The sequence below is a fragment of the Marinomonas ostreistagni genome (assembly GCF_016461785.1).
Classification (GTDB): Bacteria; Pseudomonadota; Gammaproteobacteria; order Pseudomonadales; family Marinomonadaceae; genus Marinomonas; species Marinomonas ostreistagni_A.
This window is the reverse complement of the sequence record NZ_JAEMUH010000002.1, coordinates 1-26,640: the sequence shown is the minus strand read 5'-3', so window position 1 is coordinate 26,640 and position 26,640 is coordinate 1. Positions and strand designations below refer to the sequence as shown.

At 44.3% G+C, this 26,640-nt stretch carries 24 protein-coding genes and 1 tRNA gene; 18 read left to right on the top strand and 7 right to left on the bottom strand.

Annotation, left to right across the window (positions count from 1 at the left end; all coding sequences use genetic code 11):
* Nucleotides 1-7: 7 nt before the first annotated feature.
* The 4 genes from hemH to JHD44_RS01795 are packed head-to-tail and all read left to right on the top strand — an operon-like array spanning nt 8 to nt 2,618.
* A complete protein-coding gene (gene hemH / locus JHD44_RS01810) occupies nt 8-1,003 on the top strand; it encodes a ferrochelatase (protein ID WP_199460513.1) in 996 nt (331 codons plus the stop codon).
* The gene (locus JHD44_RS01805) at nt 991-1,740 is read left to right on the top strand and encodes an HAD family hydrolase (protein WP_199460511.1); all 750 of its coding nucleotides are present in this window, start codon (nt 991-993) and stop codon (nt 1,738-1,740) included. The genes hemH and JHD44_RS01805 overlap by 13 nt, the downstream gene beginning before the upstream one ends.
* Entirely contained in the window at nt 1,740-2,090 is a 351-nt protein-coding gene (locus tag JHD44_RS01800) for a hypothetical protein (protein WP_199460509.1), read from the top strand. Before JHD44_RS01805 ends, JHD44_RS01800 begins: the two co-directional genes overlap by 1 nt.
* A gap of 6 nt (nt 2,091-2,096) precedes the next feature.
* Nucleotides 2,097-2,618: a type I DNA topoisomerase gene (locus JHD44_RS01795; RefSeq protein WP_199460507.1), complete on the top strand. Its 522-nt coding sequence runs from the start codon at nt 2,097-2,099 to the stop codon at nt 2,616-2,618.
* An 18-nt stretch (nt 2,619-2,636) separates the two neighbouring features.
* On the opposite strand, the gene JHD44_RS01790 is transcribed toward JHD44_RS01795, so the two are convergent.
* The gene (locus JHD44_RS01790) at nt 2,637-3,503 is read right to left on the bottom strand and encodes a TIGR01777 family oxidoreductase (protein WP_199460505.1); all 867 of its coding nucleotides are present in this window, start codon (nt 3,501-3,503) and stop codon (nt 2,637-2,639) included.
* Nucleotides 3,504-3,657: 154 nt separating this feature from the next.
* Here JHD44_RS01790 and JHD44_RS01785 point away from each other — a divergent pair, with 154 nt between their 5' ends.
* From JHD44_RS01785 to JHD44_RS01750, 8 genes are all read left to right on the top strand, one after another.
* The gene (locus JHD44_RS01785; protein WP_133559865.1) at nt 3,658-4,035 is read left to right on the top strand and encodes a sirohydrochlorin chelatase; all 378 of its coding nucleotides are present in this window, start codon (nt 3,658-3,660) and stop codon (nt 4,033-4,035) included.
* A gap of 41 nt (nt 4,036-4,076) precedes the next feature.
* Entirely contained in the window at nt 4,077-5,474 is a 1,398-nt protein-coding gene (locus tag JHD44_RS01780) for a Wadjet anti-phage system protein JetA family protein (RefSeq protein WP_199460503.1), read from the top strand.
* Nucleotides 5,467-6,114, top strand: a complete 648-nt coding sequence (locus JHD44_RS01775; protein WP_199460501.1) for a DUF4194 domain-containing protein — start codon at nt 5,467-5,469, stop codon at nt 6,112-6,114. The genes JHD44_RS01780 and JHD44_RS01775 overlap by 8 nt, the downstream gene beginning before the upstream one ends.
* Nucleotides 6,115-6,122: 8 nt before the next feature.
* Entirely contained in the window at nt 6,123-9,566 is a 3,444-nt protein-coding gene (locus JHD44_RS01770) for an SbcC/MukB-like Walker B domain-containing protein (RefSeq protein WP_199460499.1), read from the top strand.
* Nucleotides 9,567-9,586: 20 nt separating this feature from the next.
* A complete protein-coding gene (locus JHD44_RS01765; RefSeq protein WP_133559861.1) occupies nt 9,587-9,895 on the top strand; it encodes a BolA family protein in 309 nt (102 codons plus the stop codon).
* Between the two features lie 24 nt (nt 9,896-9,919).
* The gene (locus tag JHD44_RS01760) at nt 9,920-10,225 is read left to right on the top strand and encodes an STAS domain-containing protein (RefSeq protein WP_199460497.1); all 306 of its coding nucleotides are present in this window, start codon (nt 9,920-9,922) and stop codon (nt 10,223-10,225) included.
* 247 nt (nt 10,226-10,472) lie between these two features.
* Entirely contained in the window at nt 10,473-11,678 is a 1,206-nt protein-coding gene (sstT, locus tag JHD44_RS01755; protein WP_199461018.1) for a serine/threonine transporter SstT, read from the top strand.
* Nucleotides 11,679-11,927: 249 nt separating this feature from the next.
* Nucleotides 11,928-14,231 carry an FdhF/YdeP family oxidoreductase gene (locus JHD44_RS01750; RefSeq protein WP_199460495.1) on the top strand — a complete coding sequence of 768 codons (2,304 nt, stop codon included), beginning with the start codon at nt 11,928-11,930 and terminating at the stop codon, nt 14,229-14,231.
* 206 nt (nt 14,232-14,437) lie between these two features.
* Here the strand turns inward: JHD44_RS01750 and gcvP are convergent, their stop codons facing one another.
* The 3 genes from gcvP to glyA form a co-directional block, all read right to left on the bottom strand.
* Nucleotides 14,438-17,296 (bottom strand): aminomethyl-transferring glycine dehydrogenase, encoded by a 2,859-nt coding sequence (gene gcvP, locus JHD44_RS01745; protein WP_199460493.1) that lies wholly within the window; start codon nt 17,294-17,296, stop codon nt 14,438-14,440.
* Nucleotides 17,297-17,370: 74 nt separating this feature from the next.
* Complete coding sequence (gcvH, locus tag JHD44_RS01740; protein ID WP_199460491.1) at nt 17,371-17,754, bottom strand: glycine cleavage system protein GcvH; 384 nt, start codon at nt 17,752-17,754, stop codon at nt 17,371-17,373.
* Between the two features lie 56 nt (nt 17,755-17,810).
* Entirely contained in the window at nt 17,811-19,088 is a 1,278-nt protein-coding gene (glyA, locus tag JHD44_RS01735) for a serine hydroxymethyltransferase (protein ID WP_133559855.1), read from the bottom strand.
* Nucleotides 19,089-19,485: 397 nt separating this feature from the next.
* Here glyA and gcvT point away from each other — a divergent pair, with 397 nt between their 5' ends.
* The 4 genes from gcvT to JHD44_RS01715 are packed head-to-tail and all read left to right on the top strand — an operon-like array spanning nt 19,486 to nt 23,018.
* The gene (gene gcvT, locus JHD44_RS01730) at nt 19,486-20,580 is read left to right on the top strand and encodes a glycine cleavage system aminomethyltransferase GcvT (RefSeq protein WP_199460489.1); all 1,095 of its coding nucleotides are present in this window, start codon (nt 19,486-19,488) and stop codon (nt 20,578-20,580) included.
* A 56-nt stretch (nt 20,581-20,636) separates the two neighbouring features.
* A complete protein-coding gene (locus JHD44_RS01725) occupies nt 20,637-21,179 on the top strand; it encodes an elongation factor P hydroxylase (protein ID WP_199460487.1) in 543 nt (180 codons plus the stop codon).
* Entirely contained in the window at nt 21,160-22,290 is a 1,131-nt protein-coding gene (locus tag JHD44_RS01720) for a 4-phosphoerythronate dehydrogenase (RefSeq protein ID WP_199460485.1), read from the top strand. The genes JHD44_RS01725 and JHD44_RS01720 overlap by 20 nt, the downstream gene beginning before the upstream one ends.
* An 8-nt stretch (nt 22,291-22,298) precedes the next feature.
* Nucleotides 22,299-23,018 carry a flagellar brake protein gene (locus JHD44_RS01715; RefSeq protein ID WP_199460483.1) on the top strand — a complete coding sequence of 240 codons (720 nt, stop codon included), beginning with the start codon at nt 22,299-22,301 and terminating at the stop codon, nt 23,016-23,018.
* A 51-nt stretch (nt 23,019-23,069) separates the two neighbouring features.
* Here the strand turns inward: JHD44_RS01715 and htpX are convergent, their stop codons facing one another.
* Nucleotides 23,070-23,954, bottom strand: a complete 885-nt coding sequence (gene htpX / locus JHD44_RS01710; RefSeq protein WP_199461016.1) for a protease HtpX — start codon at nt 23,952-23,954, stop codon at nt 23,070-23,072.
* A gap of 67 nt (nt 23,955-24,021) precedes the next feature.
* The gene (locus JHD44_RS01705; protein WP_325097031.1) at nt 24,022-25,236 is read right to left on the bottom strand and encodes a pyridoxal phosphate-dependent aminotransferase; all 1,215 of its coding nucleotides are present in this window, start codon (nt 25,234-25,236) and stop codon (nt 24,022-24,024) included.
* Between the two features lie 68 nt (nt 25,237-25,304).
* On the opposite strand from JHD44_RS01705, the gene msrB reads away from it, so the two are divergent.
* The gene (msrB, locus tag JHD44_RS01700) at nt 25,305-25,724 is read left to right on the top strand and encodes a peptide-methionine (R)-S-oxide reductase MsrB (RefSeq protein ID WP_199460479.1); all 420 of its coding nucleotides are present in this window, start codon (nt 25,305-25,307) and stop codon (nt 25,722-25,724) included.
* A 21-nt stretch (nt 25,725-25,745) separates the two neighbouring features.
* On the opposite strand, the gene JHD44_RS01695 is transcribed toward msrB, so the two are convergent.
* The gene (locus JHD44_RS01695; protein ID WP_199460477.1) at nt 25,746-26,318 is read right to left on the bottom strand and encodes a YajG family lipoprotein; all 573 of its coding nucleotides are present in this window, start codon (nt 26,316-26,318) and stop codon (nt 25,746-25,748) included.
* A 151-nt stretch (nt 26,319-26,469) separates the two neighbouring features.
* Between JHD44_RS01695 and JHD44_RS01690 the strand changes: the two genes are divergently transcribed.
* A tRNA-Glu gene (locus JHD44_RS01690) sits at nt 26,470-26,545 on the top strand.
* Nucleotides 26,546-26,640 lie beyond the last annotated feature (95 nt).

The following is a 26,640-nucleotide window of genomic DNA, read 5'->3' as shown; positions in this document are numbered from 1 at the left end:
GAAAAGTATGAGTCAGGAAACGAATAAAATTGGCGTGTTGCTGATTAACCTTGGAACACCCGAATCACCAACGCCAAAAGCGGTGCGAAAATATTTAAAAGAGTTCCTTTCTGATCCCAGAGTTGTTGATGTCAATCCTCTGATCTGGAAACCAATACTGAACGGCGTAATTCTGAACATAAGACCGCGCAAGGTTGCTAAAGTCTACCAGGAAGTTTGGATGTCTGATGGTTCGCCTTTGCTGGTGTTAGGGCAGCGACTTGAGAAAAAATTAAGCGAGACACTCAATGCTGAAGGGGATCGTTTTGTTGTGTCCATGGCTATGACCTATGGTAAGCCAAGTGTAGAAGATTCCGCGAAAATTTTTCGCCAGCATAATATCGATAAAATATTTGTTCTTCCTATGTACCCGCAATTTTCTCGCTCAACGACTGCAGCGGCTTATGACCGGCTTATGTCTTCGTTAAAGCGTTGTCCACACTGGCCGGCTTTATCACTGTTGCAAGATTATGCCGATCATGAGCAATACATCGATGCCTTAGTGAAAAGTATTCGGGCTCAATGGCAAGCTCAGGGAGAACAACGGCACTTGATGTTTTCTTATCATGGTATTCCAAAGCGTTACGTGACTGAGGGTGATCCTTACCAATCTCGTTGTGAAGCCACTACAAAAGCAGTTGTGGAGCGCTTAGGTTTAAAAGAATCTGAATATACTCATGCCTATCAGTCTCGTTTTGGACGTGAGGAATGGTTGAAACCTTACGCTGATGAAACCATAAAAGGTTTACCTTCGAAAGGCATCTCGAAACTCAATATGATTAGTCCAGCTTTTTCAATAGATTGTATTGAAACGCTGGAAGAAATTGATATGCAATTACGTGATGAGTTCACTGAAGCTGGTGGTCAGGCTTTTGATTATATTCCAGCACTTAACGATAGCGATGATCATGTTGAATTGTATAAAACATTGGTTCTTGAAAACACTAAACAATGGATGAACTAGATTTGCAAAAGCCCATCATTACTACCATTGCCTTTGATGCTGATGACACCTTATGGCGTAACGAAGACGTTTTTCTCAGTACGCAGCAGTATTTCGTAGAGATGCTGTCTTCTTATCATTCAAAGGAATACATTTTAGAAAGGCTAAATGAAGTGCAAATTTCTAACCTTTCAAATTTCGGCTATGGTATTAAAGGCTTTACACTTTCACTGATTGAAACGGCAATTTCATTGACCGAAGGTCGCATTACGGGATATGAGGTGCATGAAATTATCCAGTTGGCGAAGCAAATGTTGGCGGCGCCTGTTCATATGCTGCCTGGTATAGAAGATCTATTACGCTCCTTAAAAGGTAAATGCCAACTGATGGTAATTACGAAAGGGGACTTGCTGGACCAAGAGGGAAAGCTGGCTCGTTCTGGTCTGAGTGAGTATTTTGATTGGTATGAGGTAGTGAGCAATAAAAAAGTGGCTAATTACCAAAAAGTCTTTGAGAGTTTACAGTTATCGCCAAGTGAAGTCTTAATGATAGGTAATTCTTTACGCTCGGATGTGTTACCAGTATTAGATGCTGGAGCTCACGCACTCCATGTTCCATATCATACGACATGGAGTCACGAACAAGTGACAGATGAAGAGCTTAAGCAATACCCTGATATTCAATCCGTGTCGTCGGCATCGGAAATCGAAAATTGGATAAGAAATCATTTCCAGTTGAGTGGAGAGGTTAGATCATAATGTTAAAAAAACTACTATTACCTTGCATGGTGTTGATCCTATCCGTGACGGCGCCTGTACATGCTAATGAAACGTGGGAAAGCTTCAAAAAATCAGCTAGTGATGTGGCGGAAAAGACTCGTGATGTGGCAGGTGATGTGGCTGATCGTACTAGTGAAGTAGCGGGTGATGCCGTGGATCGTTCCAAAGAAGTGGGTCAAAACATCGCTGATAGTAAGGCTTGGAAAAAAACTAAAGAAGTTGGCAATGCAACGGCTGATGCAGCACGCAGTGGTGTAAATAAGGTTAAGTCTTATATCAACTCACAGAAATGTGCCGAAGAAGACAAGCTTAACTGTGCATCGGAGTAGTCACCCTTGAGTCAAGACGAAGGTAACGATCAACCTACTCATGTATCCAGTGCTTGGGAGCAGGAGTTTTTGAGCCAAGATAGCACTGGTTATATCGGTGCACCGAGTAAACGTTATCGTTGCCCTAAGTGTCAGCACCCATTAGTTCTAAAGAAAGGTAAGAACGGATCGTTTTGGGGGTGTGAGGATTTTCCTCGTTGTGACTATACAGCTAATAATGAAGAAGGGCGTCCTGTAAGGGCGAAAAAATTCTTTTGTCCGCTATGTGGTGGGCAATTGCGTAAGAAAACCTACTCTGAAAATGTATTTTGGGGTTGTAGCAATTACCCTGAGTGCAAAGCGACGTTAGAAGATGTGAATGGAGAGCCTGCCTCTGCCCGTAAGTATCCTTGCCGTGTCTGCGGTCACTACCTGGTTCGGAAGAAAGGGGCAAAAGGGTATTTTTGGGGTTGCATCAAATACCCTGAATGTCGACATACATTGCCCGATGACAACGGCCAGCCTGTACCCAGAAAGCTGCGTGGCTAGCGTTCCCCAAGAGTGTTTCTAAGTTAAGTCTTTTAAAGCATATTCGATGGTTGGAAATTCAAAACTGAATGATGATTCTTCTAATGCTTTAGGTATCACTTTTTGACCTTGTGTTAGCAAACAACTCATCTCGCCAAATATTCTTTCCAGCAACCAGGATGGTGTTGTGAGTAAAGCAGGTCTATTCAGTGCATCCGCATAAGCTGTGGCAAACTGCTCTTGAGTGATGACCTGAGGGGCTACTAAGTTATAGTGGCCAGAGTACGACTCTTGTTCTATGGCTGTCACAAGGAAGCGGCATACATCATGGATATGTATCCATGGAAAAAATTGTTCGCCAGTGGCTATTTTTCCGCCTAATCCCATCTGGAATGGGAGCTTCATTTTAGCCAAGGCACCACCGTGGCCTAGTACGACTCCTAGCCTAAAAATGATTGTTCTGACCCCATGATCCTGCAAGTGGGCAGCTTCTTGCTCCCAAGCTGCGCACAACTCGTGGGTGAAACCTCCATTGGGCTCGCTTTCTTCTGTGAATGTTTTACTTTTATCAAAGCCGTAATAGCCAACAGCAGAGGCATTTAAGAGAGTCTTTGGCTTAATAGTGAGTTTACTGAATAGCTCTTTGGTAAAGCTAACTCGACTATGAAAGAGCGTTTCTTTACGTGAAGTGCTCCATCGTTGAGCTGCAATATTTGCCCCTGCGAGATTAATGATGACATCAAAATTCTCTCCCGGTAATTCATCTAAAGTGATCTTTCTTACGTAAGAGGGAATTAAACTTTGGTGCTTATGAATAAGCGCCACCGATTCATAACCAGCGGCCGTCAGTAATGGGTAAAGGTTGCTAGCGATAAAACCATTTGCTCCCGTCACTAAAATTCTCATTGCTCACTCCTTAGAAGGATGGTTTTTTAAGTGTACGACATTTTTCGAATGTTAGATCAGAAGGATTTTCATGCTAAAGCAAATGAAAGTCGCTAGTCCCTTCTTTTTAAAAGGGTTAATCGGTAAAATACACTCCTCAACATAAGGTATGAGCATGCAACTAGAGCAATTTGACCACATTATTTTATTAGCACATGGAAGCAGTGATCCCCGTTGGAAGGTGCCATTTGAGCAGTTATTGTCGAGGGTGACTGGTGTCGTGTCTGAAGATAAGGTAACGTTGGCTTACATGGAATTGTGCAAGCCTTCTATCGAAGATGTTTTGCAAATTTTGCCAAGTGAGACTGCTCAGATCGCCGTATACCCTTTGTTTTTCGCACAAGGTAGACATTTACGTGTTGATGTACCTGAGCAACTTGCACAATTAAATACTGAACATCGCACTCTGACACTGCTTGACCCCATCGGGGACGACCCGGAAGTGGTTGCGGCAATGGAGCAGGCTATTCTCTCCAAGCTGACGTCAGAGTGACATATACAGTCAGCTTACTTAAATGAATGGATTGGTTCTGAATGCTATTCACCCATTTGCCCGATGAGATCTTTCAGGCTCTCTCGGGCTCCAATAAGGCGCTTATAGAAGCCGTACTATTTGATCTTTCCGATGTGTTCTATGATCACGCAGAAGATCCTATAAAAGAAAAATCAGCCATCATAGAAGCGATCGAAGATTCGCTCCATAAACTTGATACCTTAGCATGGCATGATGATCATAAGGATGGGTTTGATTCACCTAAAACGATCCATGAATACGCGTTGCGTATCTATCATCGATTAGTGAATACAGGTTGGCTGATTGAAGAGCAAGAGTTATATCGTGTCAGCGTGCTGATGTCACCACAAGTGTCGATGTTGTTGCGTTCACTCGTTGAAATTAGTCGTCACGGTAAACGCAACTACGGTGCAACAGTACTGAGTATTCTGAGTAACCTTGAATCCGTAGCTAATCATCCAATCGAGCGTGGTGTGACACTCAGTCAAACTGCTGAGGCAGCCCGCGAATTCTCTGCTCACCTAAACCAGATCTTATTAGGTATCCGAAGTCTTCAACGCGATTTGTTTGCTAAACGCGATCCGAAAGAAATTGTGGCAGGCTTTTTTGATTTATTTGTTGAAGGTATTCTGATTGCTGACTACAAAACGATCAAAACCAGCAATAACCCGTTCCGATTCCGTCGTCAAATTTTAGAGCTAACCCAAGGTTTCCTAGCCGAGCCAAGTTTGATGGGTAATATCGCACAATGTTATGCGGATCAACAGTTAATCTCTGTGGATCTTGCCCTAGCGGCAGTCGAGAAAGACTGTCGTGATATTATTCAAACGTTCACTACGATTGAGCAACGTTTAGAGCGTATTGATGAATACCGTTATCGACTTGAAAAACGTGCTGCCGATACTGCACGCTACATGGATTCATCTCGTCCTGGTTTAGCTAATAAAGTGGCAGGCATTATCACGGATGTCGCTACATTTGATAGCTTGCCTGTTTTGAAAAACATGGTAGGCACGAAAATTGTGGGCGTAGAATCTGGCGCACAACCAATGAAACGCCGTGAACCACCTCCACCTAGGGTTATTACGCAAGCAGAAGTGTCTCAGTCAGCCATTGCCTTTAGAGATCGTCAGCGACGTTTTCATGAGGCGCGCCAAGTGAGTGTGACTAAGCTGCAAGGCTACTTGGATCGTCAGTTATCAGAAAAAACAGCGATGCATATTTTAGATTTCACGATCGAGTCTGTGGAAGATTTTGTTTGCTTTGACCATCTTCGTTACATTGGTTCTTTAGGAATCAACGCGAAGCGAATCGAAAAATCCTTTGATGTGATCTTTACCGATCAATTTATAAACGTTCGCGAATTTGTCGAATGTAGAGAGTTTAACGTAGTGCGCAGGAGCAAATCGAATGCTTAGAGAATTAAAACGGGTCGTAGAAGAGTCCGGTAAAGACCCACAAGAATTTCAGCAAACTGCGAACTACTTATTGGCAAACCAATTTGTCAGCGCTTTCAAACATGGTCAACGACGTCATTTTTTGTTGGTTGAAATGTACCAGCAGTATTTTGGCAATCTTTTCGATGCTCTTGGAATGAAGCTTTACGTTAATGAAAATGAGCGTCTTGCTGGGCTTCTGCCAGTTGAGCGTGAAGCATTTGTTCGGTTAAAGACGGATGAAACCTTATTTTTGTTGGTGTTGCGCCAAATCTACGAAGAGAAAGTTGAAAACTTTGAGATCGACAATGGTTTCGTGGCAACGAATAGCGTTGCCATTCTCGAACGTTATGTTCAGTTAGTGAAACGTGAAATTCCAACTGAGACGCGTTTCAAAGATATTCTTACGTTATTCAGCAAACATGGCGTGATCATTCGTGGCAAGGCCTATGAAGAAGATGCCAAAAACTTAATGATCAACATTACGCCAGTCGTACGTTTAATTGTCACTGAAGCGTATCTTCGTCAGTTAGAGTCGTTTAATGGTGCGGATCCAGAAGAAGATGAAGTGCTGGATGAACAAATCGAGCAAAACCCAGAAGAATCGCAAGTGACGCAATAGGAATTAGAATGAAAAAGTTAAATCGAATTGTTCTGGTAAATTGGTACTTGCTGGGTGCTGAAGAAATTAACGTTCGTGGCAACACGGCCATCATCGGTCCGACTGGTTCTGGTAAATCTTCTTTGTTGGACGCTATTCAGACAGTACTTACTGGTGCGAGTAAACGTCACTTAAACTACAACGCCAGCGCTAACGACGGTAAAGCATCAGGGCGAAGTATCCGCTCCTATATTCTGGGTATGATTGACTCCGGCCAAGCCAGTGAAAAAGTTAACGGCGTACAAACACGCCAAGATGCTATTTCTTATCTTGCGCTGGTTTTTGAAGACTCAAGTACCGGTAAAGAGTCGACCGTAGGGCTGTGTCTGTCTGCATCGCTAGCAAGTCCAGAAGAAGATGTGCTTGGGCGTTTTGTACTGTCGAACTACGGTGTTCGTCGTGAAGATTTCATCGAAACCTTAGGTGAGAAGCAATACAAGGCGAAGCCTTGGCCTGAAGTCCGCGAAGCGATGAAAAAAGTTTGCTTGGATCCTTACATTAAGTCTGGTAGCGCTTCTGCAACACAGTACATGAATCGTTACTTGGAGGAGTTGAGTCCAAGTTCTGAACAGCTGATTACGCTGGATTCTTTCCTAAAAAACTTCAAGAACGCTCTCAAGTTTGTACCGATTGCGTCACCCACTCGATTTGTTCAAGATTTTGTCCTAGCGGAGCAACCTTTACAGGTAGGGGCTTATCAAAAGTCTCTTGTAGAATATCGTCAGCTTGAGGCGAAGACACAAGAAGTTGCAAAGCGTATTGATGATCTTAAGGCTATTCAAGTTGAATGTGAGAAGAAACATCAGCAAGAACAGACAGTAGTGAATTATCAATGGATTGCAACCGAAGCTCGCTTCGATCAACTGGGCAGCAAGCAAGATGAGATTCAAGATCAATACGAAAACTTCAAAGAGCGTGAAGAAGAGATTGACGAAGAAATCGTTGCCCAAGCGAACTTACTTAAGCAATTACAAGCGCAGCTGGTTCGACTTGAGCAGCAATATGAGCATTCTGATGTTGGTCTAAAGCTACAGCAGCTAGAACAGAGTAAAAAACTGTTGACGCTTGAAGGTCAACAAGACCGCAAGATGGTGATTCAAGCCCATCAAGTCATGCAATTGCTGGCGGCGTTGCAAGCATTTGAAGATGTGTTGTCCACAGAAATTAAAGAGCTCATTAGAGAAGCACAATCTTTAGTGGGTTCTATTGATAGTGAAGGTAACATTTTAGGCAGTGCAAAAGCGGTAAGCCGCTTACTGGTAAAAATTAATGATGCTTTAGATGAAGGTAAGGGCGCGCTTTTCCAGCAGCGTACACAGCTAAATCGCAATATCCTTAACCTAAAAGATGAGTGTCGCCAGCTTGAAGCCGACGTTTCATCTCTAAAAGGTGGCTCAAGTCCTTTATCACCCAATGTTAAACGCCTGATTGATTTATTAGATCAAGCCAATATTAAAGCGACACCACTTAGCCATTTAGCAGAAGTAACGGATCACAAATGGCAAGATGCCATTGAAGGGTACTTGGGCAGCCAGCGTGAAGCGCTGATCGTAGAGCCTGATGATGCGGAAGAGGCGATTCGTATTTTCCGTGCCCACCGTCGTCAGTTAATGGGCTGTCGGGTGATCGATACTACACAAACGCGCCTATGGTTGAATCGTGGCGATCAAAACTCTGTTTTGCGTTTTATTCGTTGTAATAATGATCATGCTCAAGCGTATTTGAATCGCCGTTTAGGTGGTATCAAGCCGGTAGATACTGAGCGTCAACTGCTGCGTGAAGACAGTGCAATGACTTCAGACGGCATGTTAAAGCTGTCTGGTACGATTTCGACTATCCGCTTCATGCCTCATATGATGGTGGGTATCAATACCGATGGCATGCGTCAGTCTCGTGAAGCGCAATTGCAACAATTGAGCGGCGAATTGATGGACTACATGAAAACGGACCAACGGCTAGAGCAAGCGGACTCTATGTTAGGACGTGTCATGGCAGCTAATCAATTTGACGCTGAAGCACTTCAGGAAGCCGGTGTTGCAAATACTCGAATTGCCCAAGATCTTGCAGATGTAGAGGCTCAAATTGCCGCATTGCAGCAACGTGATGATACCGATTTGCAAGAGCGTATCGACAGTTTGAAAGAACGCATTCAGTCAATCGAGCTTGAGCGCAAAAAGTTAGACCGAGAACGTCAACAGATTGCAGAGCAATATGGTTCTTTGAATACGCAAAAGAACCAATTGGCAGAAGCGTTATCAGCGTTGGATGAAGAACGTACTCGCATTACCTCCATCCCGTTATTCAATGCTGAATACGCGAGTGAGCGATATGACCTGCTTGAATCTAGCATGGTCAATGGTGCTGCGATTTACAAAGAAGCGATGAGTCGTTCTGAAAAGGCGACTGAAAAAGTCAAAATGTTTGATCAGAAGGTTCGTAAAGAAGTGGCTGATCACTACGCTAAGTATCACAACAGTAGTTTAGATGATGATATCCAGCTTGATTACTTGGAATCAAAATTTGAAGAATTTGAGCATTACGTAACGCACCAGATTAATGTATTAAGTGAAACGGAATTGGCGAAATATGCTAAGCGAGCTGAGTTAGCCCGACGAGAGGCAGAAGAAACCTTCCGTAGCGATTATGTGTCGAAATTAAAAGACTCATTGGATCAGGTGGCTTTGATCATTAAAGAGCTCAATAACAGCTTAAAACGTCGCCCATTTAACCAGGAAGTATATCAATTTAGGTTCTATCCAAATGGCGATATGAAAGATATTCTGGATTTAGTGGCGAAATTTAGTGCTCAAGATCAGGCTAATGTTGGCGGTCTATTTGACCCTGAGCAAACAGGTGACCCAGAGCATGCGAAAGCGATCGCTGTTATTCAAGAGCTGATCAGCGATGAAGAGAAGCAGAAAGATCTTGCTGACTACCGTAAGTTTTATAACTTCGAAGTCGATATCTTAGATTTAGATGGCCAGAAGAAAACAACATTGTCCCAGCGTATACAGACGGGCTCAGGTGGTGAGCACCAAATTCCGTTCTACTTGGCGATTGCTGCGGCGCTTTCTACCACTTATCGTCTTCATGAAACCATGGATGGTGATATTGTCGGTGGTTTCTCATTGGCGATGTTTGATGAGGCCTTCAACAAGATTGATATGGCGAAAACGTCCACTTGTATGGGCTTTATGCGTGATATCGGTCTGCAAGTAATTGCGGCGGCGCCGGATGATAAGCGTGCAGTGATGGCGGCAAATATGGATACCATTATCAGTGTGTGGCGTGAAGGCGGAGCGGTATCGATTGATGTTGCTTACCCGCAACAGCGTGGTAAAGCCTTGCTAAGTGGGGACCATGAGTTGGATAATGAAAACAACGCAGACCAGACAACGGTTGCAGCAGAGTAAACGCAGCGCGTGGAGTTAGTATGAGCGTAGAAAACGAAATCAGTGAAACCATTCAGCGAGCGTTTAATGTTCATCACATTGAGCTAGAAAACGAAAGCTACAAGCATAATGTTCCTGAGGGGAGTGAATCCCATTTTAAACTGACTTTAGTGAGTAATGTGTTTGTAGGGAAGCGTGCAGTTCAACGTCATCAACTGGTTTATGGCGCTTTAACTGATCAAATGAAGAAAATTCATGCATTAGCGCTACACTTATATACTGATGAAGAGTGGGAGGCTCGCCGCTATGAATCCCCGCAATCACCAAACTGTATGGGAGGCGGCCATTAAGCTAATACGCTAAGGTCATAATATATGAGCATCACAGTCACCGAACATAAAGTTAAGGGTATTGTCGAAATTTCAGTGGAAGGGAGTTTTGACTTCTCATTATTTAATGACTTCAGAGCATCCTATGAAGAATATGTTGGTAGTCAATATGAAGTGTTTGTTATTAACATTGAGAGCGTTGAATATTTAGACAGTGCCGCGCTAGGTATGTTGCTAAGCATGAAAGCAGCGCTGGGTGAAAATGTTGAAGTTAAGATTGATGGTGCGAATGGTTTTATCCGCAATATCTTGATGATTTCACGCTTTGATAAGAGATTCACGATTACTTAAGATCTTATCTGTTATCGACTTCCTAAAAAGCAAACCAACGTGTTTGCTTTTTTTATGCCTGTTAAGCTTTATTTTGGTGCGTTCATCTATGATCCGGTGCTATTGCTAAAGCGCTTTGGTAAGAAGAAGCTGTTTTTTATCTATTGAATTGGAGATTTTCAAGACAATTTAACCTTAAAGGTTCATTTATTGTTTGTGATGCTTTATGGTGCACGCTCAAAAAAATGATGGACTCCTTTACATGGCTATGAGCTCGACCCCGACGCTTTTTCAGCGTTACATGAATGGCAGCCTTGTGTTGCAAATTATTGTTGGCATTGTCTGTGGTGTTATTTTAGCTTCGATTGCACCCAGTGCTGGACAGTCCGCTGGGATATTAGGCGGCTTTTTTGTTAAGGCATTGAAAGGCATTGCGCCTGTGCTGGTTTTCTTACTCGTTATTGCTTCCATTGCAAATCATAAGAAAAATCAGCAAACACATATCAAACCAGTCTTAGTGCTTTATATCCTTGGAACACTGATCGCCGCAGTAACAGCGGTTATGTTCAGCTTTGCTTTTCCAGGTGAATTAAATCTGGTTGCGACAGATTTAAGTCGTGCTGCGCCAAGAGGTATTGGTGAGGTGCTACAAACCCTTGTATTCAATATGGTTGATAATCCGGTTAACGCTTTAGTTAATGGAAATTACATCGGTATACTGACTTGGGCAATCGTGATCGGAATTGGTCTACGTCAAGCTACAGACACAACAAAAGACCTATTGCAAAACTTAGCCGATGGCATAACGACTGTGGTAGGTTTTGTCATTCGTCTAGCGCCTTTTGGTGTATTCGGTTTGGTGGCCAATACCGTTGCTACGACAGGATTCGAGGCATTATTTAGCTATTCTCATCTTTTAGCTGTACTAATTGGTGCCATGCTTTTCATTGCACTAGTGACAAATCCGCTATTAGTCTTCCTAGCGACTCGTCAGAACCCGTACCCACTCGTTTTTCAATGTTTGAAATCTAGTGGTATCACTGCATTTTTTACTCGAAGCTCAGCGGCGAATATTCCAGTTAACATGGCGCTTTGTGAAAAGCTTGGTTTAGACGAAGATACCTACTCTGTATCGATTCCACTTGGCGCGACGGTCAATATGGCTGGGGCAGCAATCACCATTACAGTATTAACCCTAGCAGCGGTGAATACTTTAGGTATTCCTGTTGATATGGGGACTGCTATTCTTCTTAGCATCATTGCTGCGGTGTCTGCGGGTGGTAGCTCTGGTGTGGCAGGTGGTTCTTTATTGCTGATTCCTTTAGCATGTAGTCTTTTCAATATTCCTAATGACATCGCCATGCAAGTGGTTGCAGTCGGATTTATTATTGGTGTTTTGCAAGATTCTGCCGAAACAGCTTTAAACAGCTCAACAGATGTTTTATTTACGGCTGCGGCTTGTCGTCGCGTATAAAATTTATCTAAGAAACAATGTTTTTGAAAGCGAGCGCTAAGCTCGCTTTTTTGATTTTATCAATCGTTGATGCATGGTGATCATGCTGCCTACCTTAGTTTCAGACTTTTTCATAATGACTAATTGATCCACATAATGGGTCTGTATCGAGGTAGGTCATTATGCTATTTTGTGACCAATTCTCATTAACCCATTGTCATGGTCGACTGTTCGTTTGCGCCATGATTTGCTTTATGGATCCAGCGTCGCATGCGCAAAAACGATATTTACTTGACCCCATATTCAGGCCCAGCAGGTGGTTGGGGCGCATTAAAAAGCACCACTAAGCACTTATTGAAAAGTCGAAATGCCACCAGAAATATTTTTACACTGCTTAAGACAAATCAGCCGACAGGTTTTGATTGTCCTGGATGTGCATGGGGAGAAAAGCACGATCCCGCCAAAATACGGTTTTGTGAGAACGGGGCGAAGGCCGTAAATTGGGAAGCAACTTCTCGTAAAGTCGGCGCAGATTTTTTTGCTCGGCATTCCGTAAGCTGGTTAAAAGAGCAAAGTGACTATTTCTTAGAATATCAAGGGCGACTTACTGAGCCAGTGCGCTATATCTCGGATTCAGACAAATATGAACCGATTACTTGGGCAGATGCGTTTGCATTGATTGCCAAACATCTCAAGGCGTTGCCTTCGCCGCATTATGGCGCGTTTTATACCTCTGGCCGTGCGAGCAATGAGGCAGCGTTCCTATATCAATTGTTTGTTCGAGCTTTTGGTACCAATAACTTCCCAGATTGTTCGAACATGTGTCATGAGGCCAGTGGTTATGCGTTAACCAGTAGTATTGGTGCGGGTAAAGGTACGGTTACTATTGACGACTTTGAAGAAGCGGATTGTGTGTTTGTATTTGGGCAAAATCCCGGTACAAACCATCCACGTATGCTTGATACCCTGCGTGACTGCGTCGAAAATGGTGCTCAGGTATTAACGTTTAATACCTTAAAAGAGCGTGGATTAGAAAGATTCCAACATCCGCAGAACCCAGTGGAAATGCTGACAAATTCGTCTAAACCGCTCAACACTGCCTATTTTACACCGAAACTGGGCGGAGATATGGCGGTGATTCGGGGCATAGCCAAGCATTTAGTTGAACGCGAAGACGCAGGAGAAAGTCTGCTAGATTGGGCGTTCTTAAAAGATCATACACAAGGTTATGAAGCCTACCTTGATCGCGTTCGCGAAACACCATGGTCTAAGATTCTGGAGCAATCAGGCCTTAGCCGTGATGACATTGAATATGCAGCGAATCAGTATGCCAATGCAGAGCGAACCATTTGCACTTGGGCAATGGGGGTGACTCAACATTACCACTCCGTGCCGACTATCCATGAAATCATCAACTTCTTAAGCTTGCGTGGCAATATCGGCAAGCCTGGGGCTGGGGCATGCCCTGTACGTGGTCACAGTAATGTTCAGGGTGACCGGACTATGGGGATTAATGAAAAGCCGAGCCAAGTATTACTTGATAGCCTTGAGAAGCGCTTTGGCTTTAAGCCGCCTCAAGAGCATGGTTACGCAGTGGTTGATACCATTCGGGCGATGAAGGAAGGGAAGGTTAAAGCCTTCATTGCCTTGGGAGGCAACTTTGCTGCAGCAACGCCTGATACGCAAGCGACAGTTGAAGCGCTTCAACAATGTGATTTAACCGTTCAGATCAGTACCAAACTAAACCGATCTCATTTAATTACGGGTAAAGACGCCCTGATTTTGCCTTGTTTAGGGCGAACTGACATCGACCTTCTGCGTAGTGGAGAGCAAGTTGTCACCGTGGAGGATTCGTTTAGTATGGTGCATGCATCGGGTGGTGTTATGGAGCCTCTGTCATCGCAAATGCGTTCAGAGCCATGGATCATCGCAAGTATGGCCCAGGCGACGCTTGGGGAGTTTCCAGTAGACTGGATGGCGACCGTTGAAGACTACGGCCATATTCGAAATATGATTGCCGATGTCTTCCCTGCATTTACGGGGTTCAACGAAAAGATTAAGCAAGCTGGAGGTTTTTACTTAGGTAGTCACCCTCGTGAGCGCATATGGGACACCCCAACCGGAAAAGCCGTCATGCACTCACATGATCTACCCATCAGCATTTTGCCTCTCAATGCGAGTAAGATGATGAGTGATCAATCTTTAGTGCTACAGACCTTACGCTCTCATGATCAATATAATACGACCGTTTATGGTATGAATGATCGTTACCGTGGCATCAAAAACGAGCGACAAGTGTTGTTTATCAACCCATCTGACATCGAACGTTTAGGGTTCGAAGCAGGGCAGAAAGTAGATCTATTTTCTTTGTGGGATGACAAAGTTGAGCGAACAGCTAAAGGCTTCAAACTTGTGCCTTACGACATCCCAGAAGGAAATATTGCTGCTTATTACCCTGAAACCAATCCGCTGGTACCTTTAGATAGCATCGGTGAATTCAGTGATACCCCAACTTCAAAAAGTATAGGGGTGGATCTTAAGCCGCATGAGGAAGACGGAACACGAATTCTTTAGCAACTAGTCCGTTATCAGAAATAAATCCGGGCAAGGAGGCTCCTTTCCACAATTTTAGGCCACGGAACGGAGTACGCTCGACAGGAGCAATGTTCCCTCGCGCAGCGAGGTCCTACAGGAGCGTATCTTGGGACAGAACCAGCGCATACAAAACGAAAAAGGCGAATCCGTGGATTCGCCTTTTTGGTGTCTAAACTAATCTGTGATTAGTCTTGGTAGCTTTCTACAGGTAGACACTCACAGAACAAGTTACGGTCACCGTAAACGTTGTCGATACGACCTACTGGTGGCCAGTATTTACGTGCTGCAATCCATGGTAGTGGGTAAGCCGCTTCTTCACGAGTGTAAGCATGCGCCCAGTCACCATTTAGTAGAGACGCTGCTGTGTGCGGTGCGTTTACTAGTGGGTTGTCTTCTAGAGGCCATTCGCCTGCTTGGACTTTCGCGATTTCGTTGCGGATCTGGATCATCGCGTCACAGAAACGATCAAGTTCTTCGCGGCTTTCAGACTCTGTAGGCTCAATCATAAGTGTGCCAGCAACAGGGAATGACATAGTTGGCGCGTGGAAGCCGAAGTCCATTAGACGCTTAGCGATGTCTTCTTCAGAAATGCCAGACTCTGCTTTGATCGGACGAATGTCGATAATACATTCGTGCGCTACGGTGCCGTTTTTACCAGTGTAAAGAACAGGGTAGTGATCACCTAAACGTTTCGCGATGTAGTTCGCATTAAGGATCGCGTGGAATGTAGCATCACGTAGACCGCGGTCACCCATCATCTTAATGTACATCCAAGTGATGACTAGAATGCTTGCCGAACCGTAAGGTGCTGCCGATACTGCACCGTGTTGAGTTTCGTTCTGAACAACAGGTGATACTGCGTGGCCTGGTAGGAATGGCGCTAGGTGTGATTTAACACCGATAGGCCCCATGCCTGGACCGCCACCACCGTGTGGGATACAGAATGTTTTGTGTAGGTTCAAGTGCGATACGTCACCACCGAAGCTACCTGGAGGTGCGATACCTACCAAGGCGTTCAAGTTAGCGCCGTCGATGTAAACCTGGCCACCATTGTCATGCACGATGTCACATACTTCGCGGATTTGTTCTTCGAACACACCGTGAGTGGATGGGTAAGTCGCCATGATACAGCTTAGATTTTCAGCATGTTTCTCTGCTTTTTCTTTCAAATCGGCGATGTCGATGTTGCCGTTCTCGTCACATTTAACGATAACAACTTTCATACCGGCAAGGGCTGCAGACGCTGGGTTAGTACCGTGTGCAGAGCTTGGGATTAGACAGATATCACGCTGATCGTCGCCACGAGATTTGTGGTATTTGTCGATCGCGATTAGACCTGCGTATTCACCTTGCGCACCTGAGTTCGGCTGCAAAGAAATAGTGTCGTAGCCCGTCGCTTTAGACAGCATAGCAATTAGGTCATTAAGCAGTGCTTGGTAACCCGATACTTGTGCTTTTGGTGCGAATGGGTGGATGCGACCAAACTCTTCCCATGTTACAGGGATCATTTCTGAGGCAGAGTTAAGTTTCATCGTACATGAGCCTAGTGGGATCATGCTTTGGTTTAACGCGATGTCTTTAACTTCTAACTGACGCATGTAACGCATTAGTTCAGTTTCGCTGTGGTGCGAGTTGAACACTGGGTGCGTTAGGATGTCATCAGTACGCAGCATGCTTTCTTCGATACCGAAGCCAACTTCTGCGTCTAGCATTTCGTCAGTCAGTTCTACATCGAAGCTGCTTGCTAGGTTGTATAGATCTTCGATGGTGCTTGTTTCGCTGAATGATAGCGACAGCTCAGTGCTGCTTGCGCGGTACAGGTTGATGTTCTTTTCAGCTGCGCTCTTAAGGATTGCATCTGTCTTATCAAGCGTCTTAACAACAAGTGTATCGAAGTAAGTGCCATTGTAAGAGTAAGTGCCTTTAAGGGCTTTCGCGAAGATGTTTGTGAAGCCCGCTACACGTGACGCGATTTGTTTTAGACCTTTAGGGCCGTGATATACCGCGTAGAAACCGGCCATCATTGCTAACAGTGCTTGCGCTGTACAAATGTTAGAGGTCGCTTTTTCACGACGGATGTGCTGCTCACGGGTTTGCATCGCCATACGCAGTGCAGGCTTGTCGTGACTATCTTTAGAAACACCGATTACACGGCCAGGCATAGAGCGCTTGAATTTGTCTTTTGTTGCTAGGAATGCAGCGTGTGGTCCACCGAAGCCCATTGGTACACCGAAACGCTGTGCGCTACCCACAACGATGTCAGCACCCATGTCTGCAGGGGATTTCAATAATACTAGTGACAATAGGTCTACCGCTGTGGTGACCAAGGCTTTTTGCTCGTGTGCTTGAGCAATAACATCACTTAAATCGTTTACAGAGCCGTCGATGCCAGGGTATTGAACGATGACACCGAATACATCGTAGTTACCAAGATTGGCAATATCGTCAACGATGACTTCAAACTCAAGCAGTTCTGCTCGTGTTTTTACAACGTCGATGGTTTGAGGTAGCACATTGTCTGCGACAAACACCGTGTTGACTTTCTTTTTGCTGGAGCGCTGCATAAGCGTCATGGCTTCTGCTGCGGCAGTTGCTTCATCCAGCAGCGAAGCGTTAGAAATCTCCATGCCAGTTAGATCAATGATCACTTGTTGGAAGTTTAATAATGCTTCCAAGCGTCCTTGAGAAATTTCTGGTTGGTAAGGCGTGTACGCTGTATACCAGCCTGGGTTTTCTAGCAGGTTACGTAGGATAGGCGTTGGTACGAATGTGTCGTGGTAACCCATGCCGATGTAACTGCGGGCAACTTTGTTGCGACCTGCAATTTCTTTTAGTTGCGACAGTGCTTCGTTCTCACTGACGGGCTGTTTAGACATATCAAGATTGGCCAAACGGATCGCGTTTGGAATGGTATTCTCGATCAATAGGTCTAATGAGTCGAAGCCTAGAGTGTTTAGCATCGATTGCTGTTCGCTCGAATCAGGACCAATGTGGCGAGCGATAAATTCGTCTTTGCCTAGCAAATCGCGGATACACGATGTCATGGAAAGTCACCTATAAAAGAAATTGCAAGATAAATGGGGAGAAGCACCCCTCTAGAAGAGGGGTGTGGTATCGATTACTCGATAGAGCTAGCGTACGCGTCTGCGTCCATTAGCTTGTCTAGTTCACTGGCATCGCTAAGTTTGATTTTAGCGATCCAAGCGTCCTCGAAAGGTGATTCGTTAACAAGCTCAGGAGAGTCATCCAGAGCTTCGTTAACTTCAATAACTTCACCAGATACAGGGGCATAAATATCTGATGCAGCTTTAACGGACTCAACCAAAGAAAACTGTTCAGAAGCAGTGGTTTCTGCACCAACTTCAGGCAGTTCTAGGTAAACAACATCACCTAGTAGTTCTTGTGCGTGGTCTGTGATACCAACAGTAACAGTACCGTCACCGTTATCTAAAACCCACTCGTGAGAGTCCGCGTATTTCAAATTCGATGGAATGTTGCTCATGGCGATCTATCCTTTATTATAAATAGCCCGAGAATATCTCTCGGGCATTGCGCAAATTAGCGATAAAGAGGGAAGCGTTTGCAAAGCTCTTGTACTTCTGCCTTTACGCGAGCTTCTACTTCAGGATTACCTTCTGGCATTGCAACTAGGCCGTCTAGTACGTCACTGATTAGGTGACCAACTTTACGGAATTCTTCTTCACCGAAGCCACGAGAGGTTGCCGCAGGTGTACCTAGACGGATACCTGAAGTAACCATTGGTTTTTCAGTGTCGAATGGAATGCCGTTTTTGTTACAAGTGATACCAGCACGCTCAAGTGCGGCATCCGCTGCATTACCTTTTAGACCTTTTGGACGAAGGTCTACAAGCATTAGGTGAGTGTCGGTACCACCGGTAACGATGTCGCAACCACGCTCAACCATTACTTCTGCTAGCGCTTTAGCATTAGCAACAACTTGCTTGATGTAGTCAGTGAACTCTGGTTTTAGTGCTTCACCGAATGCAACCGCTTTACCAGCGATAACGTGCATTAGTGGGCCACCTTGGTAGCCAGGGAATACAGCAGAGTTGATCTTCTTACCTAGTTCAAGGTCGTTAGATAGAATCATACCGCCACGTGGGCCACGTAGAGTCTTGTGAGTTGTTGTTGTAACAACGTGTGCGTGCTCAAGAGGCGATGGGTGAACGCCTGTAGCAACTAGACCGGCAATGTGTGCCATGTCAACGAATAGGTAAGCGCCTACTTTGTCAGCGATCTCACGGAAACGCTTGAAGTCGATTTGACGTGGAATAGCAGAGCCACCCGCGATGATCATTTTCGGTTTGCACTCAAGAGCTTGTGCTTCAATCGCATCGTAGTCCATCAACAATGTTTCTGGGTTTACATCGTATTGAACAGCGTTGAACCATTTGCCTGATTGAGCTGGTGCAGCACCGTGAGTTAAGTGACCACCTGAAGAAAGTGTCATACCCATTACAGTGTCACCTGGCTGAAGTAATGCAAGCATTACAGCACCGTTTGCTTGTGCACCAGAGTGTGGCTGAACGTTAACAAATTCGCAGTTAAACAGTTTCTTAGCACGATCAATGGCAAGTTGCTCAGTTACGTCTACCGCTTCACAGCCACCGTAGTAACGACGGTTAGGGTAGCCTTCCGCGTACTTGTTAGTCAAAACAGAGCCTTGAGCTTCTAGTACAGCTTTAGAAACGATGTTTTCAGATGCGATAAGCTCGATACCTGTTTCTTGGCGTTCTTGCTCTTCCACAAGCGTTGCGAATAACTCAGCATCGCGGTCTTTAAGCGCTTGGCTGAAAAAGGCTTCAGTGTTAGCCATTTTGAGATCCTCTTAATTGAAATTCATGTCGATGACATTCTGAGACAATTCTTATTCTATCATTTATGTCGGAAAATGAATTGAAAAAAGATCATCTCTGCTTTCGTACTAATCATCTGCATTGCTATGAGATGAATGCATCATAAACAAAAAGTTTCCGATTGGAAACATGTGTTCAAAAACAAAATCGCATGAATTCATAAATATGTCGCAAATAGGAAAATTGACCAAGCGTTTAGTTTTGTGCATTCTACTCGCGTAGCAACTGGTAGTGCTGGATTTTAATAGAAGAAAACTCATTCTTGGTTGCATTCATTTAGATTAACGAAGATACTTTGTTTCCGATTGGAAACATCCGAAACATCCCATTTTGATTTAATGTTAACCAGAGGTGCTCATGAAACGTACTCCTTTATATCAAGCGCATGTCGATGCTGGCGCTCGCATGGTCGAATTTGCAGGCTATGAAATGCCTGTTCAATACCCAATGGGGGTGAAGAAAGAGCACCTTTGGACGCGTTCCTCGGCTGGTCTATTTGATGTGTCGCATATGGGACAAGTTATTTTGCGTGGCGAGAACGTAAAGCAAGAATTAGAAGCGCTTTTGCCAGTCGATGTCATTGGTTTAGGACTTAATCAACAACGCTATGGTGTGTTTACGACTGCTAATGGTGGTATCTCTGATGATTTGATGTTTACAAATTGGGGCGATGAAGAAATTTACATGGTAGTGAACGCTGCTTGTAAAGAACAAGATGTTGCTCATTTGACTAACAATTTACCAACAACGTCAGTCGAAGTGGTTGATCGTGCCCTGGTTGCGCTGCAAGGGCCTAAAGCTCGTGAAGCGGCGGCTAAGCTATTGCCTGAACTAAAAGCATTAGTGTTTATGCAATCCACTAAGGTGATGTGGAACGATGTTGAGCTTTGGGTAAGTTGCTCTGGCTACACTGGTGAAGACGGTTACGAGATCTCTGTGCCAAACGAGAATGCCACAGCTTTCTGCCAAGCATTACTTGCTCTAGAAGAAGTGGAATGGATTGGTCTTGGTGCCCGTGACTCACTTCGTTTAGAAGCGGGTCTTTGTTTATATGGCCATGACTTAGACCAATCGACTACCCCTGTTGAAGCTTCAATCACCTGGGCGATTCAGAAGGTTCGTCGTGCTGAAGGTGAGCGTGCTGGTAACTTTGTTGGGGCTGATGTGGTTTTACAGCATTTTTCAGAAGGTGTTTCGCGTAAGCGTGTTGGTTTCTTGGTTGAAGGTAAGGCGCCAGTTCGTGAAGGTGTGGATATTGTGACCGAATCAGGTGATTTAGCTGGCTCTGTTACTAGTGGTGGCTTTGCACCATCCCTTGAGAAGCCAATTGTCATGGGTTATGTGCAGACAGATAAACTTGAGCAGCCCCTTTTCGCTTCATTACGTGGTAAACTTATCCCGTTAACCCCTGCGAAGATGCCATTCTTCCCATCACGATACTTCCGTGGCTAAGTCATTTTTGAATAAAGCCCTCGTGATGAGAGAGGGCTTTGATTTTGAGTGATTAAGTGAACGCACAATTTCTCGAAAAGACGTTTTATGACGTCTTTTTTTCGACCTACCAAACAGTTTTAAAGGGCGGTTTTGACGAACCATTTTATTTGGCTTGTGATGAGTCTGGTGTCAGTCAAATTCAATATCGTTACAACTACGCCTCAAGTGCTTTGCATGAAGTCAGCCATTGGTGTGTGGCTGGAAAAGAAAGGCGTCAACAAGACGATTTTGGCTATTGGTATGCCGAAGATGGTCGTACCCTCGCTCAGCAAAAAGAGTTTGAAAAATTTGAGGTGCAACCTCAAGCATATGAATGTCTATTCCATTGGTCATGCGGAATGAAATTTGATGTCAGCGTGGATAATTTGGCATTACCTGATTATGACCCATCTCCGTTTAGAAACGTTGTTTTACATCGAGTGTCAGAACTGATAGAGAATGGTCTTCCCAATCGCGTCTCACTGTTTGCCCAAGCTTTATTTGCTCGCCATTATCAGTCTTCAGAATCTTTAGTTATACCCCACCTAAGAGAGTGCTATGAAAATTATTGCCGATGAGAATATGCCGAATGTTGAAGCGCTTTTTGGCGGTTTAGGCGACATCACCCTAGTTAATGGTCGCTCCTTATCGAAAGAGCAATTAATGGATGCGGATGTACTGTTAGTGCGCTCTGTTACCAAAGTAAATGAGTCGTTGCTCGAAGGAACGCCTGTTAAATATGTTGGAAGTGCCACCATAGGTACGGATCATGTAGATACGGAATACTTATTGGCAAAGGGTATTGGTTTTAACAGTGCGCCTGGTTGTAATGCTGATGCCGTAGCCGACTACGTTTTTAGTTCGTTGTCATATTTGTATTTCACTAAGTCGCTAAACTGGCTTGAAGCTAAAATTGGTGTAGTCGGGCAGGGTAATGTCGGCCGTTGTGTAGCGTCACGTTTTGTTGAGTTGGGATGTGAGGTCATTGCTTATGATCCACTGGTGGAAGAGACAGTTGCAGGGGTAACTTTAACCACACTTTGTGAAGTGATGAGCTGTGATGTGATCTGCCTGCATGCACCATTAACGCATACTGGCGATTATCCAAGCTTTGATATGATTAATGATGAATATGTATCTCACTTGGCCGCAGGGCAAACAATCATTTCAGCTGGTCGAGGCGGTATTATTAATGAGGTCGGGCTGATAGAACGGTTTCACGCACTAGATGGTAATCTTAACTTAGTGTTTGATGTATGGCATGAAGAGCCGCATCCTAATATGCAATTGGCAGCAATATGTGATATCGCAACACCTCATATTGCAGGATACAGCAAACAAGGTAGAGAGAAAGGTACTTGGTTTATTTATCAGTCAGTCTGCCAATTCTTTGATATATCATTAAAAAGTAGTTTTGCGGAAGCTGTAAGTCAGGGTAGTATTTGTGAAATAAAAATGAACTTTGCGCTTAAGCGAGAGGAAGCTATCAACCGAGCAATTCAATGTTGTTTTGATGTGGCAAGAGATTCCGCCCGTTTTAAGTATGTCATGAGTGGTAATTTTGCTAATGGTTTTGATTGGCTGCGCAAAAATTACGTTGAACGTGATGAATTCAATACTATGACCATAGAGCATCCTGAATTTTCCAGTGAACTTAATGCGTTAGGATTTCATCAAGTAGGCCTTTAGGAGTATTAATGGCGGAAGTCACGCAAGTTGCTTTTGATGGTATTTCTATACCTGTCGGTACAAGTGTTCAAATTGAATTTATCTCGCCACCAGGTCGACATACAGTAAAAGTTTTGGGCCGAATTTCTGGGCGCTCTTTAATTGTCTCATGTCCTCGTGTGAATGGTAAAAATATCATTGTTCGTGATAACCAAGTGGTCAATGTGCGCTTGATGTCAGAGACAGTGGTGTGTGCATTTTCAACAAAAATCGCAAAAAGCTATTTGGAGCCTTCTGCGCATTTGCATATATCGACCCCTGAAATGGTTGATGCGTCTGAAGTGCGGCAGGCCGTTCGTGTAGAAACGCGATTGATATGTTCTATGGAGTCAGGAGGGGATCAGCCTATTTTGACGGGTGCGACGGGTGTCGTTGTTGACCTAAGTACCGGTGGCTGTAAAATCATTTCTAAAGAAGATTTTGGCTCTGTCAATCAAACCATGAAGATGGCTTTGAATCTTCAGATTGGTGGTTTTAAACATATACTAAAAATAGATTGTGAGATTCGCTCGCAAGAGATTCAGATGTTGGAGCAGTTGCAGGCCTCCATAGCTGACAATGCTTTTTTGTCGCGTATGAACGTAGAATATATGTATGTTTATGGAATAAAGTTCAACAACATAGAGAAAGAGCAAGGCATTCCACTATTGGCATTCATACTGGAAAGTATTTCAAAGAAGCAGCGTTAGATTTTGTGAATAATAAAAAAAGGCCCATCGGGCCTTTTTTATTGGGTCTGATTACAGCTTTTGTAATGCTGCAATTCGATCGTTAATCGGTGGGTGGCTGGAAAATAGCTCGCCGAAGCTTGATTTTCGGCCGCGGCGAATACCAAATGCAACCATCGTATCGGGCATGTGCGACACTTCATGCTCACTTTGAATTCGAGCTAAAGCTGCAATCATCGCGCCTTTACCTGCCAAGCGGGCTCCGGCCTCATCTGCGCGAAACTCACGGTAACGAGAGAACCACATCACGATCATACTTGCCAAAATGCCAAATAGAATTTCGAAGACCATGGTTGCGATGTAGTAACCCCAACCCACTGAACCTTCACCTTCTTCATCGCGGCGTAGGAACTGATCCACTGCATAACCTGCAATACGAGCAAAGAACATTACGAAAGTGTTCACCACACCCTGAATCAAGGTCAATGTCACCATGTCGCCATTTGCAACGTGGCCAATTTCGTGTGCCATGACTGCGCGGATCTCATCTGGTGGGTAACGGTCTAGCATACCGCTAGAAACGGCCACTAATGCATCATTCTTGTTCCAGCCAGTCGCGAATGCATTGGCTTCATGAGCAGGGAAAACAGCGACTTCTGGCATTTTAATACCAGCGTCATTTGCCAGCTCTTGAACAGTCGTTAGAAGCCATTGCTCCTTGTGGTTACGTGGCTGCTCAATTACTTGAGCTTTTGAACCCCATTTCGCCATTTTTTTAGAGAGCAATAAGGAAATAATACTTCCTGTGAAACCGAATACGGCACAGAAAATGAGTAGTGATGTGAGGTTTAAACCGCTGCTTGAAATGTAGCGCTCAACGCCCAAAACACTCAAAACGATGCTGGCAACGACCAAAACCGCAATGTTGGTTAAAAGGAAAAGCAATATACGCATTATAGAGATGCTCCAGAGTGAAAATACTATGGAGCATCATAGGGGCAATTGGTTCCTTTTCAAGTAGGATTTAATTGCGCAAACGAGATAAAAACGCAGCAAAGCGTTCCATGGCAGGCTGCAATTCTTCGACGTGTGGTAAGAATACGATACGTAAGTGATCTGGTGTTGGCCAGTTGAAGCCTGTTCCATGTACCAGCAAGACCTTTTCTTCTTTAAGGAAGCGAAGGGCCACTTCTACGTCATCTTTAATGTTGTAGACTTTAGGGTCGAGTCTTGGGAAGAGGTATAAAGCCCCTTCAGGCTTATGGCAATGAACTCCAGGGATGCTGTCTAGTATTTCCCATGCTAAGTTGCGCTGTTCGAATAATCGTCCGCCAGGTGCGGTTAATTCATTAATGGTTTGGTAGCCACCTAAGGCTGTTTGCACGGCATGTTGTGCCGGCACATTGGCACATAGGCGCATAGAGCTCAGCATGTCTATACCAGCAATATAATCTTCAATACCTGTTTTGGGACCTGTGATAATCATCCAGCCAGATCGGAAGCCAGCTGTTCGGTAGACTTTTGATAAGCCGCCAAATGTGACACATGGTACTTTTCCTTCCGTTAAAGTAGCGGTCGGAATGTGTTGGGCGTCGTCGTACAAAATTTTGTCGTAAATTTCGTCAGAGAACAGCAGTAGGCCGTGTTCTTCGGCGAGTGCAACCAATTCTTTCAATATGGCTTCAGAATAGACAGCGCCAGTTGGGTTGTTTGGGTTGATGATTACCAGTGCTTTGGTTTTATTGGTGATTTTTGATTTGATGTCGGCAATATCTGGTTGCCAGCCATTTTCTTCATCACATAAATAGTGTCGTACGTAACCACCAGATAGGGTGGCGGCAGCGGTCCAAAGAGGGTAGTCGGGCGCTGGAATAAGAATCTCATCGCCATCATTTAGTAAAGCCTGCATGGCCATCACGATAAGCTCGCTGACTCCATTGCCCATGCAAACGTTTTCGACGTTGGCTGAACGAATGCCTAGGGCCTGGTATTTTTGCATAACAGCCTTACGCGCAGAGAACAGGCCTTTTGATTCGCAGTACCCTTGCGCGTTAGGCAAGTTCTTAATGACATCAACTAGGATTTCGTCAGGAGCTTCGAAGCCAAATGGTGCTGGATTGCCGATATTTAGCTTAAGGATGCGGTGGCCTTCGTCTTCCATACGTACCGCTTCTTTAAGTACTGGTCCGCGAATCTCATAGCAGATGTTTGCAAGTTTATTCGATTTACGTATTTGCACCACGCTTCCTCATATAGGGTAATGGAATCAGTTATAATGTAGAGACACAAAAACAGGAGTCATGTTTTATGAGTAATGAACAACAGCCGAGCCAGTTTCAATCACTAAGTGATGAAGAGTGGAAGCAGCGTCTCCCAGAAGAAGTGTATCAAATCGTTCGTCAGAAAGGCACTGAGCGAGCGTTTACTGGACGTTATGAAAAGTTTTATGAAGAAGGTCATTACGAATGTGTTTGTTGTGGAGCGCATCTTTTTGATTCAGAAACAAAATATAATTCTGGATCTGGATGGCCGAGCTTCTATGATGCAGATAAAGAAAACATTAAAGAGGTAGAAGATAACTCCTGGATGATGCAGCGTGTCGAAATTGTATGTGAAAAATGTGATGCGCATCTTGGTCATGTCTTTCCAGATGGTCCAAAGCCAACTGGCATTCGATACTGTGTAAACTCTGCTTCGTTGAAATTTCAGCCTAAAGGAGAAGCTTAGGCTGAAATAGTAGGGGAGCTATTATTGGCCGAGTAACTGGACAAGCTTCTTGTCTTTAAAAGCTCGGTCAATGGTTTTGCCTAACAGTTCATTGATCTCACTTTCCACAACGTCTCTATCTGGTAGTGTGCCATATTGGTCTACCTTCTCTGATTTAAAAGTAGCGGTATATGTTTGCTCTCCTTGTGAAACCGTTGCACGTATTTGTGATGTCAGTTTAGCTTCTGTTTTAAGAGCAATGGTTTTAGTGACATAGCTAAGCTCATTCAGCTCAATGGTGAATAGTGTTGCTGGCAACTGGCCTTGATTGGTTTTAAAGCCAAGCATGTTAAGTTTGTTATTCATGTAATCGCTCAAGGCTTGTTGAACATTGTTGCCGATTTCGATATCTGCCTTTTCTCCAATTCCTGTTTTGATGTGACCAACAGAGGTTTCCTGAAAAGGTTTCACGACAACATGGATTTGGCGCTGGTTACTGTACTGAGCTTCTAGAGTTGTATCTTGAGGTTCGATATTGATGGTGTGGGTTGTGTTGGCACAGCCTTGTAGGCCTAGTGCAACAAGGACTAGGCTGCTTGCGATCAATGCTTTCATTGTTCTCCCTCTTTAATTGAGTAGTTGTTATAGGTAAAAGTACAGGAAACAACTTTTTTTCGCTTAGATTACAGATATTTAAAAAAAGTTGTTGATTTTCCGTTTGTTAACAGTAATATACGCACCCGCTTACACAGCAAGGCGCACAAGTGTCCCATTCGTCTAGAGGCCTAGGACACCGCCCTTTCACGGCGGTAACAGGGGTTCGAACCCCCTATGGGACGCCAATCTACGGATTGGCAAAACCATGCTAGCTTAGCTGATGTTTGTGAAAGCTTAAAGCGGGAATAGCTCAGTGGTAGAGCACAACCTTGCCAAGGTT

Coding starts and splice junctions, on each gene's coding strand:
- JHD44_RS01695 (WP_199460477.1), bottom strand. CDS start 26,318: ATGAAAGCATTGATCGCAAGCAGCCTAGTCCTTGTTGCACTAGGCCTA.
- sstT (WP_199461018.1), top strand. CDS start 10,473: ATGAGCTCGACCCCGACGCTTTTTCAGCGTTACATGAATGGCAGCCTT.
- JHD44_RS01720 (WP_199460485.1), top strand. CDS start 21,160: ATGAAAATTATTGCCGATGAGAATATGCCGAATGTTGAAGCGCTTTTT.
- gcvT (WP_199460489.1), top strand. CDS start 19,486: ATGAAACGTACTCCTTTATATCAAGCGCATGTCGATGCTGGCGCTCGC.
- glyA (WP_133559855.1), bottom strand. CDS start 19,088: ATGGCTAACACTGAAGCCTTTTTCAGCCAAGCGCTTAAAGACCGCGAT.
- JHD44_RS01715 (WP_199460483.1), top strand. CDS start 22,299: ATGGCGGAAGTCACGCAAGTTGCTTTTGATGGTATTTCTATACCTGTC.
- msrB (WP_199460479.1), top strand. CDS start 25,305: ATGAGTAATGAACAACAGCCGAGCCAGTTTCAATCACTAAGTGATGAA.
- hemH (WP_199460513.1), top strand. CDS start 8: ATGAGTCAGGAAACGAATAAAATTGGCGTGTTGCTGATTAACCTTGGA.
- JHD44_RS01790 (WP_199460505.1), bottom strand. CDS start 3,503: ATGAGAATTTTAGTGACGGGAGCAAATGGTTTTATCGCTAGCAACCTT.
- gcvP (WP_199460493.1), bottom strand. CDS start 17,296: ATGACATCGTGTATCCGCGATTTGCTAGGCAAAGACGAATTTATCGCT.
- JHD44_RS01775 (WP_199460501.1), top strand. CDS start 5,467: ATGCTTAGAGAATTAAAACGGGTCGTAGAAGAGTCCGGTAAAGACCCA.
- JHD44_RS01780 (WP_199460503.1), top strand. CDS start 4,077: ATGCTATTCACCCATTTGCCCGATGAGATCTTTCAGGCTCTCTCGGGC.
- JHD44_RS01750 (WP_199460495.1), top strand. CDS start 11,928: ATGCGCAAAAACGATATTTACTTGACCCCATATTCAGGCCCAGCAGGT.
- JHD44_RS01760 (WP_199460497.1), top strand. CDS start 9,920: ATGAGCATCACAGTCACCGAACATAAAGTTAAGGGTATTGTCGAAATT.
- JHD44_RS01770 (WP_199460499.1), top strand. CDS start 6,123: ATGAAAAAGTTAAATCGAATTGTTCTGGTAAATTGGTACTTGCTGGGT.
- JHD44_RS01805 (WP_199460511.1), top strand. CDS start 991: ATGGATGAACTAGATTTGCAAAAGCCCATCATTACTACCATTGCCTTT.
- JHD44_RS01800 (WP_199460509.1), top strand. CDS start 1,740: ATGTTAAAAAAACTACTATTACCTTGCATGGTGTTGATCCTATCCGTG.
- gcvH (WP_199460491.1), bottom strand. CDS start 17,754: ATGAGCAACATTCCATCGAATTTGAAATACGCGGACTCTCACGAGTGG.
- JHD44_RS01785 (WP_133559865.1), top strand. CDS start 3,658: ATGCAACTAGAGCAATTTGACCACATTATTTTATTAGCACATGGAAGC.
- JHD44_RS01765 (WP_133559861.1), top strand. CDS start 9,587: ATGAGCGTAGAAAACGAAATCAGTGAAACCATTCAGCGAGCGTTTAAT.